Annotated in this window: 15 protein-coding genes; 4 read left to right on the top strand and 11 right to left on the bottom strand. The window is 67.8% G+C overall.

Annotation, left to right across the window (positions count from 1 at the left end; all coding sequences use genetic code 11):
* Positions 1–4 precede the first annotated feature (4 nt).
* Positions 5–2,437: a DEAD/DEAH box helicase gene (locus AC1DIM_RS14750; RefSeq protein ID WP_477711247.1), complete on the top strand. Its 2,433-nt coding sequence runs from the start codon at positions 5–7 to the stop codon at positions 2,435–2,437.
* Here AC1DIM_RS14750 and AC1DIM_RS14755 read toward each other — a convergent pair.
* The 8 genes from AC1DIM_RS14755 to AC1DIM_RS14790 form a co-directional block, all read right to left on the bottom strand.
* Positions 2,410–2,769: an Rv3654c family TadE-like protein gene (locus AC1DIM_RS14755; protein WP_477711248.1), complete on the bottom strand. Its 360-nt coding sequence runs from the start codon at positions 2,767–2,769 to the stop codon at positions 2,410–2,412. The two genes, AC1DIM_RS14750 and AC1DIM_RS14755, sit on opposite strands and share 28 nt — an antisense overlap.
* Entirely contained in the window at positions 2,766–3,281 is a 516-nt protein-coding gene (locus AC1DIM_RS14760; protein ID WP_477711249.1) for a TadE family type IV pilus minor pilin, read from the bottom strand. Before AC1DIM_RS14760 ends, AC1DIM_RS14755 begins: the two co-directional genes overlap by 4 nt.
* Positions 3,282–3,475: 194 nt before the next feature.
* Entirely contained in the window at positions 3,476–3,838 is a 363-nt protein-coding gene (locus AC1DIM_RS14765) for a DUF4244 domain-containing protein (RefSeq protein ID WP_477711250.1), read from the bottom strand.
* A gap of 205 nt (positions 3,839–4,043) precedes the next feature.
* Entirely contained in the window at positions 4,044–4,667 is a 624-nt protein-coding gene (locus AC1DIM_RS14770; protein ID WP_477711251.1) for a type II secretion system F family protein, read from the bottom strand.
* Positions 4,664–5,548, bottom strand: coding sequence for a type II secretion system F family protein (locus AC1DIM_RS14775; RefSeq protein WP_477711252.1), 885 nt, complete (start codon positions 5,546–5,548; stop codon positions 4,664–4,666). Before AC1DIM_RS14775 ends, AC1DIM_RS14770 begins: the two co-directional genes overlap by 4 nt.
* A complete protein-coding gene (locus AC1DIM_RS14780) occupies positions 5,545–6,789 on the bottom strand; it encodes a TadA family conjugal transfer-associated ATPase (RefSeq protein ID WP_477711253.1) in 1,245 nt (414 codons plus the stop codon). The genes AC1DIM_RS14775 and AC1DIM_RS14780 overlap by 4 nt, the downstream gene beginning before the upstream one ends.
* 32 nt (positions 6,790–6,821) lie before the next feature.
* Entirely contained in the window at positions 6,822–8,033 is a 1,212-nt protein-coding gene (gene ssd / locus AC1DIM_RS14785; protein ID WP_477711254.1) for a septum site-determining protein Ssd, read from the bottom strand.
* 245 nt (positions 8,034–8,278) lie between these two features.
* The gene (locus AC1DIM_RS14790; protein ID WP_441872582.1) at positions 8,279–8,494 is read right to left on the bottom strand and encodes an AsnC family protein; all 216 of its coding nucleotides are present in this window, start codon (positions 8,492–8,494) and stop codon (positions 8,279–8,281) included.
* 109 nt (positions 8,495–8,603) lie between these two features.
* Here AC1DIM_RS14790 and AC1DIM_RS14795 point away from each other — a divergent pair, with 109 nt between their 5' ends.
* Complete coding sequence (locus tag AC1DIM_RS14795; RefSeq protein WP_477711255.1) at positions 8,604–10,316, top strand: bifunctional 3'-5' exonuclease/DNA polymerase; 1,713 nt, start codon at positions 8,604–8,606, stop codon at positions 10,314–10,316.
* A 121-nt stretch (positions 10,317–10,437) separates the two neighbouring features.
* Entirely contained in the window at positions 10,438–10,635 is a 198-nt protein-coding gene (locus AC1DIM_RS14800; RefSeq protein WP_477711256.1) for a YegP family protein, read from the top strand.
* Between the two features lie 8 nt (positions 10,636–10,643).
* On the opposite strand, the gene AC1DIM_RS14805 is transcribed toward AC1DIM_RS14800, so the two are convergent.
* The 3 genes from AC1DIM_RS14805 to AC1DIM_RS14815 are packed head-to-tail and all read right to left on the bottom strand — an operon-like array spanning position 10,644 to position 13,521.
* Positions 10,644–11,321: an NUDIX hydrolase gene (locus AC1DIM_RS14805; RefSeq protein ID WP_477711257.1), complete on the bottom strand. Its 678-nt coding sequence runs from the start codon at positions 11,319–11,321 to the stop codon at positions 10,644–10,646.
* Entirely contained in the window at positions 11,318–12,157 is an 840-nt protein-coding gene (nth, locus tag AC1DIM_RS14810) for an endonuclease III (RefSeq protein ID WP_477711258.1), read from the bottom strand. The genes AC1DIM_RS14805 and nth overlap by 4 nt, the downstream gene beginning before the upstream one ends.
* 8 nt (positions 12,158–12,165) lie before the next feature.
* A complete protein-coding gene (locus AC1DIM_RS14815) occupies positions 12,166–13,521 on the bottom strand; it encodes a hypothetical protein (protein WP_477711259.1) in 1,356 nt (451 codons plus the stop codon).
* A gap of 407 nt (positions 13,522–13,928) precedes the next feature.
* Here AC1DIM_RS14815 and acs point away from each other — a divergent pair, with 407 nt between their 5' ends.
* The gene (gene acs, locus AC1DIM_RS14820) at positions 13,929–15,950 is read left to right on the top strand and encodes an acetate--CoA ligase (RefSeq protein WP_477711282.1); all 2,022 of its coding nucleotides are present in this window, start codon (positions 13,929–13,931) and stop codon (positions 15,948–15,950) included.
* The last annotated feature ends 46 nt before the right edge of the window (positions 15,951–15,996 follow it).

Consider the following 15,996-nt stretch of genomic DNA (forward strand, 5'->3'; position numbering starts at 1 on the left):
TGGGGTGAACCCCCATGACTCCCTGATCCCGTTGCTGGGCCGCGGCCCGGACCCGGAGCAGCTCCGTCATGTCCACACCATCCCCGCACGCCAGGCTGTCCACGAGCCGTGGCCGGGTTGGGCCCACCCCGATCTGGTGGCCGCCTACGGCTCCCTGGGCATCCACGAGCCGTACCGGCATCAGATCCAGGCCGCTGACCTCGCCCACAGCGGTGAGCACGTGGTGATTGCCACCGGCACCGCCTCCGGAAAGTCCCTCGCCTACCAACTGCCGGCGCTGGATGCCATCCACCGTTCCGAGCTGCGGGTGGTGTCTGAACCCGGGAAAATCCACGACGACGGCGCGGTCACGCTCTACCTCTCCCCCACTAAGGCGCTCGCCGCCGACCAGCTCGCCGCCATTCGTTCCTTGAAACTGCCCACCGTGCGGGCCGAGACGTACGACGGCGACACCGACCCCGCGTCCCGCCGCTGGATCCGGGACCATGCCAACTTCATCCTGGCGAATCCGGACATGCTGCACTTCGGAATTCTCCCAAACCACGCCTGGTGGGCCAGCTTCTTCCGCCGCCTGCGCTACGTGATTGTGGATGAGGCCCACAGTTACCGCGGTGTGTTCGGTTCACACGTGGCAAACCTGATGCGCCGGCTCCGCCGCATCTGCGCCTACTACGGTGCCGGGACCTCCCACCCCGGCCCGGTGTTCATCGCCGCGTCCGCGACCGCATCGGAACCGGGTGCGTCGTTTGGGCGGCTGATCGGGGCGCCGGTCCGGGCCGTTGCCGAGGACTGCTCACCGCATGGTTCCACCACTGTTGCGTTCTGGGAGCCCGCGCTGACGGAGCTGAAGGGCGAAAACGGGGCCAAGGAGCGCCGCACAGCCGTTGCCGAGACGGCTGACCTGCTGGCCAACCTGGTCTCCTCCAGGATCCGGACGATTGCTTTCATCAAGTCCCGGCGCGGCGCGGAGACCATCGCTTCGATCACCAAGCGGCTCCTGGACGAAGTGGACCCAAGCCTGCCGCAACGCGTGGCCGCTTACCGCTCCGGCTACCTGCCGGAGGAACGCCGCGCCTTGGAGAAGGCCCTCCGCTCCGGTGAGCTCCTGGGTGTCTCCAGCACCTCGGCCCTGGAACTGGGGATCGACATTTCCGGGCTGGACGCCGTGCTGGTGGCCGGGTGGCCCGGAACCCGCGCGTCGCTGTTCCAACAGATCGGGCGGGCTGGCCGCGCGGGCCAGGATGCCATTGCTGCGTTCGTTGCCAGCGACGACCCCTTGGACACCTACCTCGTCAACCATCCCGAGGCGATCTTCGACGTCTCGGTTGAAGCGACTGTGTTCGATCCCTCCAATCCGTATGTCTTGGGGCCGCATCTTTGCGCCGCCGCCGCGGAACTCCCGCTTGGCGTGGCCGAACTGGATCTCTTCGGCAGCACGTCCGAAAAGCTGCTGGGGCAGCTTGTTGCCCAGGGCTACCTGCGCCGCCGGCCGGCGGGCTGGTTCTGGACCCACTCCCAGAGCGCTGCCGCCATGGTCAACCTTCGGGCCGACGGCGGCGGACCGGTGAGCATCGTGGACGCGGACACCGGCTCCCTGCTGGGGACCATGGACTCGCCCCAGACGCACTACCAGGCCCACACAGGTGCTGTATACGTGCATCAGGGCGACAGCTACGTGGTGGAGGACCTGAACGAAGACGACCACTGCGTGGTGGTCCGCCGCGCCAATCCCGACTACTACACCACCGCCCGGGACGTCACCCAGATCGAGGTGCTCGAAACCCAGCGGACCGCGCAGTGGGGTGATGTTTCCGTGCACTTCGGCGACGTCAAGGTAACAACCCAGGTGGTCTCCTTCCAGCGGAAAGCCCTGATCTCCAACGAAATCCTGGGCGAGGAACCTCTGGAGTTGGGTGCCAGGGACCTGTTCACCAAGGCCGTCTGGTTTGTGGTGGAGAACCGTTCGCTGACCGGCGCGGGGTTGATCGAGGCACAGTTTCCCGGAGCCCTTCATGCCGCCGAGCACGCAGCGATCGGACTGCTGCCGCTGGTGGCCTCGAGTGACCGCTGGGACATCGGTGGCGTCTCTACGGCCATCCACGCCGACACCGGGGTGCCCACCATCTTTGTGTACGACGGGCACCCCGGCGGCGCGGGCTTCGCCGAGCGTGGCTTCGACAAGGCCAAGGTCTGGCTTTCGGCCACGCGGGACGCCATCAAGGCCTGTGAATGTGAGTCCGGCTGCCCGTCCTGCGTCCAGTCCCCCAAATGCGGGAACAAGAACAATCCCCTGGACAAGGCTGCGGCCATCACGCTGATCGATGTTCTCCTCAAGGACTCGAGCGAAGCCCCTCCCCGGGACCCGGAACTTCCGCCGCATCCGGAGCGCGACCTCGACCCGGCCGCGGCTCAGGGCGGCGGTCCGGCCCGCGCATGACCGCTGGCGGCACCCAGCATGCTCCGGGCGTTGAGCATGGTCCGGACCTCCACTGTCTGTCCCGCCCCTTCCGAGCAGCTCGTGAGAACGGCATCGTGCCGTGCTGCCACCTCCGCGGCCACAACACATGGCTCCCCCGAGGTGATGCCGCGCAGGGCGTCGGCGCCGGCGAGGGCACCAAGGTCGGCCGCTGCGGCTGCCCTGCTCGCCATCACCGCTGACTGCGCCAGGAGCAGCATCAGGGTCGTAGCCATGATGATCACCAGAGCCAGTCCCGCCGCCAGGACTGTCCCCGATCCACGCTCGGGGTGATCCCGAAAGTTGGCGTTCATGCCACGACTACGGTGAGTGGGATCAGCTGTTCTGGCGGCACCAAGGCTGGTGGCAGTCGTGGCGAAGCAACGGCCGGCGACTCCCGGCGTGGCAGAACTTGCGTCGGCGGCACCGGGTGGAAGGCCATGCCAGGCAGGGCCATGCTAGGCAGGGCCATGCTTGACGCTGCCGGTGTTTCGCTCCGTGCCGTTGCCCGTGCGGTCAGGGTCCACGGCACCGTGGCCCCCATGGGACCGCCAACCCTGTCAGCAACGCTGACGCTCAGCCACTCGCCGTCGACCGTCACGGACGCCGTGGCCGACGCTCCCGCCATCGTCCGGACGATTCCCTCGACAGCCGCCTGGTCCTCGCCGCGTGCCAGTGCCCTGGCGCCGGCGTGCGCCGCCTCCTCGAGCCTGAGCTGGGTCACGCCGGCGGCGGCCCCTGACAGCAGCAGGGCGAGCAGCAGCAGGACAGCCGGCAGCGCCACGGCGAATTCGGCCGTCACGGCGCCCGCCATGGTGCCGGTCACGACGCCCTGAGCAGGGCCCGGTCCCAGATCGCCAGGACCGACAGGACCGGCAGGACCGCCCCGACCGACGCGACGGAGTGAGGCTGGCTCCCTGTTCCTGTCCCGCTCACTGTTCCTGTCCCGCTCAGTACGCCTGTCCCGCTCACTGTTCCTGTCCCGCTTCCTGTCCGGATGCAGCACTGCCGGCGCCCTGCTCATGGCAAGGCCAGCGCCGTGCGGATCAGGGTCAGCAGGAACCCGCGTACTTCGTCGCTGCGGAGAATAAAGACGAGGAGTCCGGCGAAGCCCACCGCCGCCAACGTGGCTATTGCATATTCGGCAGTGGCCATTCCGGCTTCCGAGGCAGTGAGCAGTTGCGGGCGCTCCTTCGCCACGCGACCAAGGGGGTAAAGCTGCACAACGTTGCCCGCGGGTTCCGGGTCCTCCTGTCGTTGGCACGTACACACGTCCCATCCTGCATCGGCCCCGGCTGTGGAGTCCCATGCTGGGGCACCGGCAATTCCCGTGCTGACCTCAGGTGCAGGGGCGGCTGAAAGACTGTCTTGGGTGATGGTCATGGTTATGGTTTCCCTTCTGGGCTCCGGCCGAGTTGCCGGCTGCTTCGACTCTTCCGGGCTTAGAACCGGGCGGTAAGAGCTAACCTGTCCCAAGTGGAAAAGTTGGCCTTTTCCACTGCTGTGGAGGAAAGGACGGAGATCCGGCGATGCAGAAGTCATTCCCTGCTCGTCGCCCCCGGCGGACACCTGGACCACGGACGGGACCTCAGGATCCGGAGGGCACCAGGGCCAGGAGAACCGGGACTACGCCCAGGCAGATGAAGGCGGGCAGGGAGCACAGGCCGAGTGGGATGACCAGCTTCACGCCCAGGGAGGCCGCCCGTTTTTCCGCAGCACGGAACCTTTCCCGTCGCAGCCTGGCCGCCTGCGCATACAGGATGGCCGACGACGGCGCTCCGGTCAGTGCGGCAAACCCGAGGGCGTCACGCAGCTCCAGGATCTCAGGAAGCCGGACTTCGGAGCTGCGCCAGGCCGTCTCCCAATCGGCGCCGATGGCCAGTGCAGAGACCACGGGGCGCAACGCCTTGCCGTAGTCCTTGGACGCGGAAGCCGCCACAAGTTGCAGGGACCGGCCAATCCCCGACCCCGCGTCCAACATCGCAGCCACAAGCTCGAGCATCATGGCGGTGTCGCGTAGTCCGTCCGCAGAGTCTTGGCCGCTACCCCGGCCCGGGGCGTCGCCGGCGCCCGGGCCTCCCGGCTGGTTGGCCGGCCCCATGCATGACCTCAGCAGCCGCTGCCGGACGCGGCCCGGCTGTGAGAAGGCCAGATACGAGACGAGGATCAGGAGAACTGCGAGTGCCACGCCGGGCACAAGTGGAGCCGTCATGGCGCCGCCCCTGCGGCGGCGTGCACCAGACGGGCGGACCAGATTCTCCCGGCTATGGTCAGCGCCACTCCTGCCGCGAGCGCCGCCATTCCCAGTGGCGTTCCGAACAGCATCGCCAGCGGATCCACGCCCAGCGCCATTCCCAGGCCCAGCCCCATCGCTGGAAGCCACGTCAAGAGACTCACCGTGGCCTTTGGCCCCGCCAGGGCTGTCTGTCTGGCAGCGTCGGCATCATCCTCCACCTCCAGTTGGGCCGCAAACCGCGCCAGGACGTCAGCCAGCGGACAGCCGCTGGCTTCGGCAATGTCAAAGCAGGCGGCCAGCTCCAGCCAGATCCGCGGCTCCCTGCCGGCGGCGCGCGGAAATACCGCCGGAGCAGCCCGCCTAATCGCTTCGGATACCGGCAGGCCGCGGAATGCCGCCGCCCTGACGGCACCCAGCATCGTCAGGGAGCCCGTGCTCAGGCGCGGACCATTCCGGCCCGCCGCTGACATCGTGGCTGGATTCGGCTGTCCGGCAAGGCCCTCCGGCGGATGTGGACCTGCTTCCGGGCCGCCATGGTGGACCAGCCATAGTTCGTCCCACAGCCGCGACGGAGTGCGGCCGCCCTTCAGCAACGCTGCCAGTTGTTGCACCAGCAGCGTCAGGGAAAGTTTCCCCTGCCCGCTTCCAGCGCTATGCGTCTTACGCGATGGGATGTTGGGTCTGAATCGCGGCCCCGAACGGCGCACCCTGGCATCACCCGGCACAGCCCCGCTAACGGCCGCCCGGTCCTGCCCTGCCGGTCCTGCGGCCCGACGAAAGCGGCCCACCGGGCCGCCTGGGGGTCTCAACAGCAGGATGGCGGCCACCATCAGGATCCCGGCCAGCAGGAACGTCACGCCGCAGCACCCACTTCCGAAGACAGCCCCAGCCGCCCGCTCAGCGTCTCCCAGGCGGGGCCGATTGAGGTTCGGCCGCCCTTGTCCTCCAGCGCCGGCACCACGGCAAGTCCGCCGGGACCATCCTGTACCACTCCCACGCAGGCTATCCGGCGCCCCTGGCGGGACCGCTCCACATGGATCACCGCGTCGAGGGCACTGGCCGCCTGCAGCCGGACGGCATCCTGGCCCAGGCCTGCCAGGGCGCCGAGAGCGGTCAAGCGTGCGGGGACAGCAGTGGCAGCGTTCGCGTGGATGGTCCCTCCACCGCCGGTGTGGCCGGTATTCATTGCCGTCAGGAGTTCCCGAACCTCGGCACCCCGGCACTCCCCCACCACCAGCCGGTCCGGGCGCATCCTAAGTGCTTGCCGGACGAGTTCGCCCAGATCCACCTCGCCGCCACCTTCCAGGTTTCCGTGCCGGGACTCAAGCGAAACAATGTGCGGATGGACGGGGTTCAGTTCAGAGGCGTCCTCAATCAGGACCAGCCGTTCCGCCGGAGAACACAGCCCCAACAGGGTGGAGAGCAAAGTGGTCTTCCCCGAACCTGTGGCTCCGCTGATGAGGAAGCTCAGCCGATACTCCACCATGCGTTCCAAAACCTCGCGCACCAAGCTGCCGAACATCCCTCCGGACCGGAGCTCGTCCATGGTGAAGACCTGCTCGCGCCGGATCCTGACACTGAGCAGGGTGCCTGCCGTGGAAATCGGCGGCAGGACGGCGTGCACGCGGTAGCCGCCGTCGAGCCTGACATCAACACACGGCGAACCATCGTCCAGCCGCCTTCCGCCGGCCGCAACGAGCCGGGAGGCAAGGGCGCGCACCTGCGTCTCACTGCCAAACGACACCCCCGCAGGCTCAATGCCCCTCCCCCGGTCGACCCAGACCGCGTCCGGGGCGTTTACGAATATGTCAGTGACCTGGACATCCCGGGTCAGCTCCTGGAGAGGCCCGAGACCGTTCAGTTCCGCACTGATCCGCTCGACGGCGGCAAGAGAGCCGGCAGTCCCCAACAGCCGCCCCGTGGCCTGCACTGCCGCAGCAACGCGCGAGGCGGTGACCGGCCCGGAGTCTGCCATGACTGATTCGCGCACCGTTTCCAGCAGCGCCTGGTCAACCCCTCGCGGGTCCAGCACCCGCGCCTGACGGCGACGCGCGCCGGCCAGCTTTCCCGACGACGACGGCGGGACAGGCTGCGGCATGATGGGCTGCGACGGGACAGGCCGCCCCGCACTCACGGCACGTCTCCGACGGGGATTTCGCCGTCCAGCAAATCAAGCACTGACGCGGCGAAGTGCCTGATACTGCGCCGTTTGCCCAGGTCAAGGAGCCGCCCGCTCTCACCGGCGGCGGTGACTCCGCGCAGCTCCGGGACCCGGCCTTGGACGGGCAACCCGACGGCGTCGGCAATCAGTCCGCCGTCGAGCGCCGCTCCAGCCTTGCCCCGGACCAGCAGGGCTGCTTCAACCGGCGGAAGCTCATGAAGCAGCCTGGCAGTTGCCACCGCGGCCTTCAGCTGTGCCGGCACCACCACGAGGAGCCGATCGCAGTCCCAGGCGAACAATTGCACCGGCTCGGCACCACGGCCAATGTCCACCACCACCAGTTCATAGCCCCGCCGGGCAGCATCCAGGACCCCGCCGGCGGTGGTGGCGTCCACCGGTGCGGTCCGATCCCGGCTGCCGGGCCACGACAGGAAAGAAAACCCTCCGACGATCGGCAGGGAATCAGCGAGCTGCTCCGGATCGATGCTGCCGCTCGCACCGCACAGGTCAGGCCAGCGCAGACCGGGCATTTCTTCGGCCGCCAGGGCAAGTTCCAAACCGCCACCCCAGGGATCCCCGTCAACCAGCAAGACCCGGACTCCCAGCCCAGCTGCCGCTTGGGCGATCCAAATGGCGGCGGTGGTGGCGCCAGCCCCGCCGCAGCCCCCGGTAATCCCCAGGACCAGACCGCCGGCCTCCGGCGAGCGCGACCTGCTCAAGTACTCGGCCAGCCATGCCGCGGCATCCGGAAGCACGGCCACGCGCTCCGCCCCGAGGGCCGCCGCAAGATGCCAGAGACTGTCCCCCTCCCCATTCAGGCCCACCAGCACCGCGGGCGCACGGCGCCGCGGCGGCAACTCCCGGACATCGCTTCCCACCAGCACAGCGGCCGCGGACTCCCAGTATTTGGCCGCCTCCGCGACGTCCGCCACCACCCGCAGCTGGCCCCCGGCCGCAGCCACAATCTGTTCCACTTCACCCTGCAGAAAGTCGTAGCCGGTCACCAGCAGCACCTCGGCCACAGCGGAATCCGGCAGCCACGCCTTCCCGGCCCGGCTTGAACCCGGCACACCGGAGGAAGCCGTGCCGGCTGCAGCTCCACGCGCAGGGGACGGCCGGGCCCGCGACAGGCGGGACGAGGGCTGCTCGGAAGGGGACGGCGATAACTGGTGCCTGCTCATGGAGCAACTCTCCATCGCAGTAAGTCCCGGAAACAGTGGCATGCCGCGCTATGTGGACAACTAACCACTCAAGGGCTGGAGGGCCGCGAGCGTCTAGGCGGGTGGTGTGCCTACCGCGGACGCGAGCGTCTAGGCGGGTGGTGTGCTACCGCGGACGCGAGACCGCGCTCGATCCGATCCATTGTCCCCGCGTATGCCACAAATGGCGGCAGCTGCCAAAAGATGAGCCGCTCCAACTGAACCGGCTACTGCTTACCGTATTTGCGGTGGACAGCCTGTTTACTGACCCCCAGGCACAGAGCGATCGCCTCCCAGGACAGGCCAGCCTGCCGGGCCTTGCGTACCAGGGACGCTTCTGCGCGTCCCACTTCCTTCTGCAGTTCAGCCACTGCATACAGCGCTTCAGCGGGGCCTTTCCCGTCCATCGATGCCACCAGCGTTTTCATCCGGTCCACCTCCATGCGTCAACATTAGTTGACGTGCAACCCATCGTCAACATAGGTTGACGATGGGTTGAGTCACAGCGATTGCCGTCCGTCAACACCCCCGCCACAAGGCAGAATTGAACCCATGTACCTGCTGCTCGCCGCCCACTCCCACGGCGCTGCCCTCCAGCAGGTCACCCAGGCGGGCGATCCCCACCCGGACCGCCCCGAACCGCGGCTGATCAGCGCAAGCGAGCTGCCCGGCGTCGTGCGCCACTTCGAAACCCGGCCACGGGAGGCGGCTCCCCGCTGGATCTGGCACCGCACCCAGGACTGGTATCCCGCGCTGCTGGCCGCCGGGGTGGAAGTGGAGCGCTGCTACGACCTCAACCTCTGTGGCACCATCCTGTCGTATTCGCAGTTCACCGCCCACACCGAATACGCGCAGCAGGCGGAGAAGACTCCGCTGGACGATCCCCAGGAGCCGCCCCGCGCCCTCCAGCCGCCGCCCCCGCCGGCCGATCAGGGCGCACTGTTTGAGGATGTCCGGCAGCGGGCTCCGCGCCACACCCTGGCGGAGTTGCGCGCGGAGTATGCCGCACAGCAGGCGGCGCTGGCCGACGCAAACCCGGAAGAGAACAAACGGAAGCGGCTGCAATTGCTGCTTGCCGCCGAATCCGCCGGTGCCATGATCGCTGCGGAGATGCAGCACGCCGGTGTTCCGTGGCGGGAAGACCTGCATGAGCAGATCCTGACCGACTATCTGGGGCCCCGCCCGCAGCCGGGCCACCGGCCGGCGAAGCTTGAAGCCCTGAACTGCGAACTGCGGGACCTCCTCAACTCCCCCGCGCTGAACCCGGATTCGCCGCAGGAACTGATGCGCGCCCTGCATCGCAACGGCATCGAGGTCAAAAGCACGCGGCAGTGGGAGCTGATGGAGTCCAGCCATCCCGCCATCGAGCCGCTCCTCGCCTACAAAAAGTTGTCCCGCCTGCACAGCGCCAATGGATGGGCCTGGCTGGACGCGTGGGTGACCAACGGCCGCTTCCAGCCCGAATACGTGGTGGGCGGCGTGGTGTCCGGGCGCTGGGCTTCGCGCGGCGGGGGCGCCCTGCAGATTCCGCGCCAGATCCGCGGGGCTGTTCATGCCGAGCCCGGCCACAAACTCATCGTCGCCGACGCGTCCCAGCTGGAACCCCGGGTGCTGGTGGCTCTCGCGCAGGACTCGAAAATGGCCGCGGCCGCGCGCGACAAGGACCTGTACGCGGGCATCGCCGCCCAAGGTTTCGGCGGCGACCGCGCCAAGGCCAAGATGGCCCTCCTGGGCGCCATTTACGGTGCCACCACGGGAGAATCCGGACGCCTGATGCCGCAGCTGGCACGGACCTATCCGCACGCCGTTGGCTTTGTGGAGCAGGCTGCCCGCGACGGCGAGGCCGGCGGCACCGTGACGACGCGGTTGGGCCGCAGCAGCCCGCCACCGTCGGAACTCTGGTTCCGGAGCCAGCAGTCGGCCACGGCAGAGGAGCAGCGCCGTGCGGAATCGATCGCCCGTTCCCGCGGCCGCTTCACGCGCAACTTTGTGGTGCAGGGATCCGCCGCCGATTGGGCGGCGTGCTGGCTCGCGGAATTACGACGGCGGCTGCGGGCCCTGCGTGCCGACGGCTCCGTTCAGGCGGAACTGGTCTTCTTCCTGCACGACGAAGTGATGGTCCACGCCCCCGAGGCTGGCGTCGCCGCCTGCATCCGCGCGATCGAGGAAGCAGCAGCTGCCGCGAAAGAGCTGCTGTTCGGACCCATCCCGGTGGAATTCCCTGTCAGCGTGGCCGTGGTGGACTCCTATGACAACGCAAAGTAGCCCCAAGTAACCTACCCGGGAGTAGCTGGCCAGATCCCCGAGGCCGCGTTACAGTCAGTGGTTCCGGACGCCGAGCGTCCGGAAACTCATGCAATGGCGCATACCAAGGGGGTTCCGGATCATGGCCGGAAGATTTGAAATACATCGAGCAGGCGACGAGGCATATCGGTTCAGGCTCACTGACAAGGCCGGCAATGTTGTGGCCGTGTCGCCCGACTTCAAGCACATGAGCGCGCTGAAGGACGGCATCAAGGCGTTGCGTGAAAACGCGGCGACCGGCGTTATTGTGGACCTGCGCCACAAACCGCAGACCGGCTAGGCCGGCGTCTAGAACGCCACCTCGTGCTCGCGGCTCCGGTCCCACGGAACGGCCCAGCCCAGCTGCTCGAAAAGGCCATCGAGGATGATTCCGGTGAAGCCCCAAACCAGAACGCCGCAAACGGTGAAGGCAGGGCTGCTGAAGGTCCTGCCGCCACGGCTGACTGTTGCCGTGACCCGGTTGACGGGGTCCAGGAGGTCACGGACGGGGACCCGGAAGACCTGGGCGGATTCGCCGTAGTCCACCACGTGCACGGGCGACGGCGAAGCCCACCATCCGAGCACGGGCGTCACCAGGAAGTTGCTGCGGGCGAGTCCAAGCTCCTGCAGGCTCCCCAGGACCTCGACTCCCGCCGAGTCCAGCCCGGTTTCCTCTTCTGCTTCCCTGAGCGCCGCGGCCACCGGGGTTTCGCCGTCGTCGATGCCGCCGCCGGGGAACGCGACCTGGCCCGGGTGTGAGCCCAGGGTGTGCGCGCGTTCGAGCAGCAGCACGTCCAGGTCCGCGGCGGCCAGGGGCTTGCTGGAGGCCGCCGGAATATCGTCCAGCACGCCGAACAGCATTAGGACGGCTGCCTTGCGGGCAATGGCTTCGTCCACGGTCAGCGCGGCCCACGCGGTGTTCGGCGCGGTGACGTCGCCGTTGTCCGATCGCTGCACCAACTCGATCAGGTCCTGGCGTGCGCTCACGGGAGCCGCCTTTGTGATTCCATCCGGATTTCAGCGGCCCGGTGAGTCTCGGCCAACAACTGTTCCAGGAGGGCTTCGCTGCCGGGGGCGAGTTCGTATTTGAGGAGCTTGGCCGCTTTGACCGGGTCGGTCTCGCCGACCCCATAGCTGGGGCACCAGTTGGCTACTGGACAGGCGCCGCAGGCCGGTTTCCGGGAGTGGCACACCCGGCGCCCGTGGAACACCACCCGGTGCGACAGCATGGTCCAGTCCCTCGGCTCGAACAGCTCAGCGACGTCGAACTCGACCTGCACCGGGTCCTCGGAAAGGGTCCAGCCGAAACGCCGAGCCAGCCGGCCGAAGTGCGTGTCAACGGTGATGCCAGGGATACCGAAGGCGTTGCCCAGCACCACATTCGCGGTTTTACGTCCGACGCCGGGAAGGGTCACCAGGTCTTCCAGCCGGCCGGGCACCTCGCCGTTGTACTCGTCCACCAAGCGATTGCTCAGCGCCAGAACATTTCTCGTTTTGGCCCGGAAAAAGCCGGTGGGCTGCAGGATCGCTTCCAGATCGGCAGGCTCGGCTTCGGACATGGCCCGGGCATCCGGGTACCGGGCAAACAGGATTTTGGTGACCTGGTTGACCAGCACGTCAGTGGTCTGCGCGGACAGGACCGTGGCCACAACCAGCTCGAACGGGTTCCGGAAATCAAGCTCGGCGTGGGCGTAGGGGTATTTCTCCGCCAAGGCCCTGTTGATCCGCCGGGCCCGGCGCTTCAACGCCAGCAATGACTCCGCAGCGGCCCCGCGGGGTGCGGCAACCCCGGGGGCGCCGCCGGGCGTACGTGAAGTGGCCACGTGCCCGGCTAGCCGCGCTCGATGTTGCTGAGGTCGTGCAGCACGCCCACCCGTCCGTCGGTGTGCTGGACCAGGAATTCGTGGCCGCGGTCCTCGAGTGCCAGCACCCAACCACCGGGTTCGATCACGAATGCGGGGGCACCGGTCCGCGGGTCGACGGCCGTGCGGTGCTGCGCCACGGCGAACCAGAAGGGCTCGTGCACCGGCTCGTCCGATTCTTCCGGCCGGCTGGCCGGGTCCACTGTTGCACCGATGGGCTCTGCGCTCCGCACCTGCTGGTGGACTGCTGTGGCTGCGGGTTCGGCCGAAGACTGGCGGGCCGGCGCAGGCACCTGCGCGCCGTCGTCGTGCGTTGCTGCCTCGGGAACGGGTGCCGCAGCGGAAGCGGACGCTGCCGCGCGGTCAGCCGGGGCGGCGGCTGCGGCCGGGATGTCAGCCAGCTTGGTCTCCTCGGCGGCGGACGCGGCGTGGTCGTTTGCCGGCGATGCTGTAGGAACGACGTCGGCGGCTTGGGTTGCCGGGGTCGGGTCACCGGCGGCAGTCCATTCCCTGATTTCAGGGGCCGGGGACACCGCTGCGGCCGCCGGAGCTGCGGTACCGGCAGCAGCGCCCGTGGCAGTGGCGGGCGTGGCAGTGGCGGGCGCCGAAGCTTCCGGCGCGGAAGCGGTCTTCGCAGACGCATCGGAATGCTTGGACGGCCAAAGCCCGGCAGGGATTCCGAACCCCCGCTTGGATCCGGAGTCAGCTTCTGCAGCAGGCTTGGGTTCCTTGGGTGTATGCGGCTTGGGCAGCGGGACGGCCGATTCGCGGGCCACAACGTGGGCCGTCGCTTCGTCGCGTCCCAGGAAGTCGCCGGAGAAGAACGGGATGAAGCGGCTCAGCACCGTCGCAGCGAACAGGATCACGGAGCCCACGAGGCCAACCAGGAGGCTCGGGACATAGCCAGCGGCGGCGGAAACAAAGAAGAATGCCAAGGCGAAGGACGCCACCACGGAAGCGAACTGGTCGACGGACAGCGACCCGATGCGGACCTTCGTTCCAGGGGCGAGCCGGCGGGCGACAAAAAGGGCGGTGACGATCAGCGGCAGCACAATGCCCAGGCCGAGGAAGAACAGGCTGCCGGCGTTCCAAAGGTTGAACCGTCCAAAGAAGACCGGAAGCAGCGAGGCGACAAGGAGAACCAGGGTGGCGGCGAAAACGGTCAGGTCCCGGATGGTGAAGGGGCCCAGCACGGCCTGGTTGGTGGTGCCGGGCTTGGCGACCGCCGGCCGCTGCGGATCTTTGGCCGCGCCGCCCCCGTCGGTTGCGTCAGGCCATGCCTCCGTTGCACGGCCAGGTCCCTGGCCGACGATTTGCTGGTTCATTCTGTTCTCCTAAGCGTGGCGGCACGGGACGGTTCCGTCCCAACAACTGTGCCGTCCGGAACGGCGGCAGCCGCCGTTCCGGGGCAGTGATGCACAGGATCGGACAGCTCCGTAGAAAGTCACAATTCAATCTCAGCCTAGTCAACCGCATGGCCGATCACTAGCTGATCGGCGGCGGTGGAAGCGCACCCCGCGCAGTTCCGTAACCATTCACCGCTAAATAAATGCCGTTCGCGGGCTGCACTGTGACAGGTGACACAGCTGGGGCAGGCTCAAGCATTAGGCTTGTTTCCGGAACAGCTGTTTGCGGAACATCCGTGATCTGCCCTGCCCGCGCCGCACACAGCGGACGAGCCCGGCGGGTGGCGGCCAGCCGCAGAAAAGACCGATGAATGATGAGGTTCACCATGTCCCAGGACACTCCCGGCTCCACCGCCACCGCCCCCGCGGCTACCGTACCGAGCGACCAGCACGGCGATCAGCAGGGTGACGCAATTTCAAACCTGCTACACGAGAACCGCACTTTTGCCCCCAGCCCGGAGTTTGTTGCCGACGCCGTTGTCACCGCAGCCGATTACGCAGAGGCCGACGCCGACCGTCCGGCTTTCTGGGCCAGGCAGGCCCGGGAGCTGCTCACCTGGTCCAAGGACTTCGACCAGGCGCTGGACTGGTCCAACCCGCCGTTCGCGAAGTGGTTCGTGGGCGGTGAGGTCAACGCGGCCTACAACGCGCTGGACCGGCACGTGGAGAACGGTCTCGGCGACCGGGTGGCCATCTACTTTGAGGGCGAACCCGGCGACACCCGCACCTACACCTACGCCCAGCTCACCGACGAGGTGAAGAAGGCCGCCAACGCGTTTGAGTCCCTCGGCGTGGAAAAGGGCGACCGCGTGGCCGTCTACCTGCCGATGATCCCCGAAGCCGTGATTACGCTGCTGGCCTGCGCCCGCATCGGCGCCGTGCATTCGGTGGTGTTCGGCGGGTTCTCCGCCGAGGCCCTGCGGTCCCGGATCGAGGACGCCGAAGCCAAACTCGTGGTCACCGCCGACGGCACCTACCGGCGCGGCAAGCCCAGCCCCTTGAAGACCGCCGTCGACGACGCCCTCGCCGCCGACGGGCACACCGTCCAGAACGTCGTGGTGGTCAAGCGCAACGGCCAGGACGTGGACTGGCACGAGGGCCGGGACCACTGGTGGGCGGACACCGTCGGGGCCGCCTCCAACGAGCACACCGCCGTCGGGCATGACTCCGAGCACCCGCTCTTCATCCTCTACACCTCCGGCACCACCGGCAAGCCCAAGGGCATCCTGCACACCACCGGCGGCTACCTCACCCAGGGCGCCTACACGCACCGGGCCGTGTTCGACCTGCACCCCGAAACCGACGTGTACTGGTGCACGGCCGACGTCGGCTGGGTCACCGGCCACTCCTACGTCGCCTACGCCCCGCTCATCAACGGCGCCACGCAGGTCATGTACGAGGGCACCCCGGACTCCCCGCACCAGGGCCGCTGGTGGGAGATCATCGAAAAGTACAAGGTCTCCATCCTCTACACCGCCCCCACCGCCATCCGGACGTTCATGAAGTGGGGCCGGGACATCCCGGACAAGTACGATCTGTCCTCCCTCCGCCTGCTCGGCTCGGTAGGCGAATCCATCAACCCCGAAGCCTGGATGTGGTACCGGGACGTCATCGGCGCCAACAAAACACCCATTGTTGACACCTGGTGGCAGACCGAAACCGGTGCGCAGATGATCGCCCCGCTGCCCGGCGTGACCGCCACCAAGCCAGGCTCCGCGCAGGTCCCGCTGCCCGGCATCGCCGTGGACGTGGTGGACGAGATGGGCGAATCGGTCCCCAACGGCCATGGCGGTTTCCTGGTGATCCGCGAGCCGTGGCCTGCGATGCTCCGCGGGATCTGGGGCGACCCCGAACGGTTCAAGGACACTTACTGGTCCCGGTTCGAGGACATGTACTTCGCCGGCGACGGCGCCAAGAAGGATGAAGACGGGGACATCTGGCTCCTTGGTCGCGTGGACGATGTTATGAACGTCTCCGGGCACCGCCTCTCCACCACCGAGATCGAATCGGCCCTGGTGTCCCACCCCGCCGTGGCCGAAGCCGCCGTCGTGGGCGCCGCGGACGAAACCACCGGCCAGGCCGTCGTCGCGTTCGTCATCCTCCGCGGCGACGCCGTGGACTCCGGCGACGCCATTGTCCAGGAACTCCGCAACCACGTCGGCAAGGAAATCGGCCCCATCGCCAAACCCAAAACCATCCTCGTGGTCCCGGAACTGCCCAAGACCCGCTCCGGCAAAATCATGCGCCGCCTGCTCAAGGACGTGGCTGAAGGACGCGAAGTAGGGGACGCCACCACCCTCGCCGACAACACAGTCATGCAACAGATCGCGGCCTCCCTCAGGAAATAAAAGGAGGGGCAGCTATCCGGGTGGGAGCCAGCCAGCAAAGTGGCTG

This window comes from Pseudarthrobacter sp. 01T43, assembly GCF_056398665.1.

Excerpts from the sequence above, each read along its gene's own strand:
- AC1DIM_RS14790 (WP_441872582.1), bottom strand. The coding sequence starts at position 8,494 with ATGGAGGTGGACCGGATGAAAACGCTGGTGGCATCGATGGACGGGAAA.
- AC1DIM_RS14755 (WP_477711248.1), bottom strand. The coding sequence starts at position 2,769 with ATGAACGCCAACTTTCGGGATCACCCCGAGCGTGGATCGGGGACAGTC.
- AC1DIM_RS14765 (WP_477711250.1), bottom strand. The coding sequence starts at position 3,838 with ATGACCATCACCCAAGACAGTCTTTCAGCCGCCCCTGCACCTGAGGTC.
- AC1DIM_RS14800 (WP_477711256.1), top strand. The coding sequence starts at position 10,438 with ATGGCCGGAAGATTTGAAATACATCGAGCAGGCGACGAGGCATATCGG.
- AC1DIM_RS14815 (WP_477711259.1), bottom strand. The coding sequence starts at position 13,521 with ATGAACCAGCAAATCGTCGGCCAGGGACCTGGCCGTGCAACGGAGGCA.
- acs (WP_477711282.1), top strand. The coding sequence starts at position 13,929 with ATGTCCCAGGACACTCCCGGCTCCACCGCCACCGCCCCCGCGGCTACC.
- AC1DIM_RS14780 (WP_477711253.1), bottom strand. The coding sequence starts at position 6,789 with ATGCCGCAGCCTGTCCCGCCGTCGTCGTCGGGAAAGCTGGCCGGCGCG.
- AC1DIM_RS14770 (WP_477711251.1), bottom strand. The coding sequence starts at position 4,667 with ATGACGGCTCCACTTGTGCCCGGCGTGGCACTCGCAGTTCTCCTGATC.
- AC1DIM_RS14795 (WP_477711255.1), top strand. The coding sequence starts at position 8,604 with ATGTACCTGCTGCTCGCCGCCCACTCCCACGGCGCTGCCCTCCAGCAG.
- ssd (WP_477711254.1), bottom strand. The coding sequence starts at position 8,033 with ATGAGCAGGCACCAGTTATCGCCGTCCCCTTCCGAGCAGCCCTCGTCC.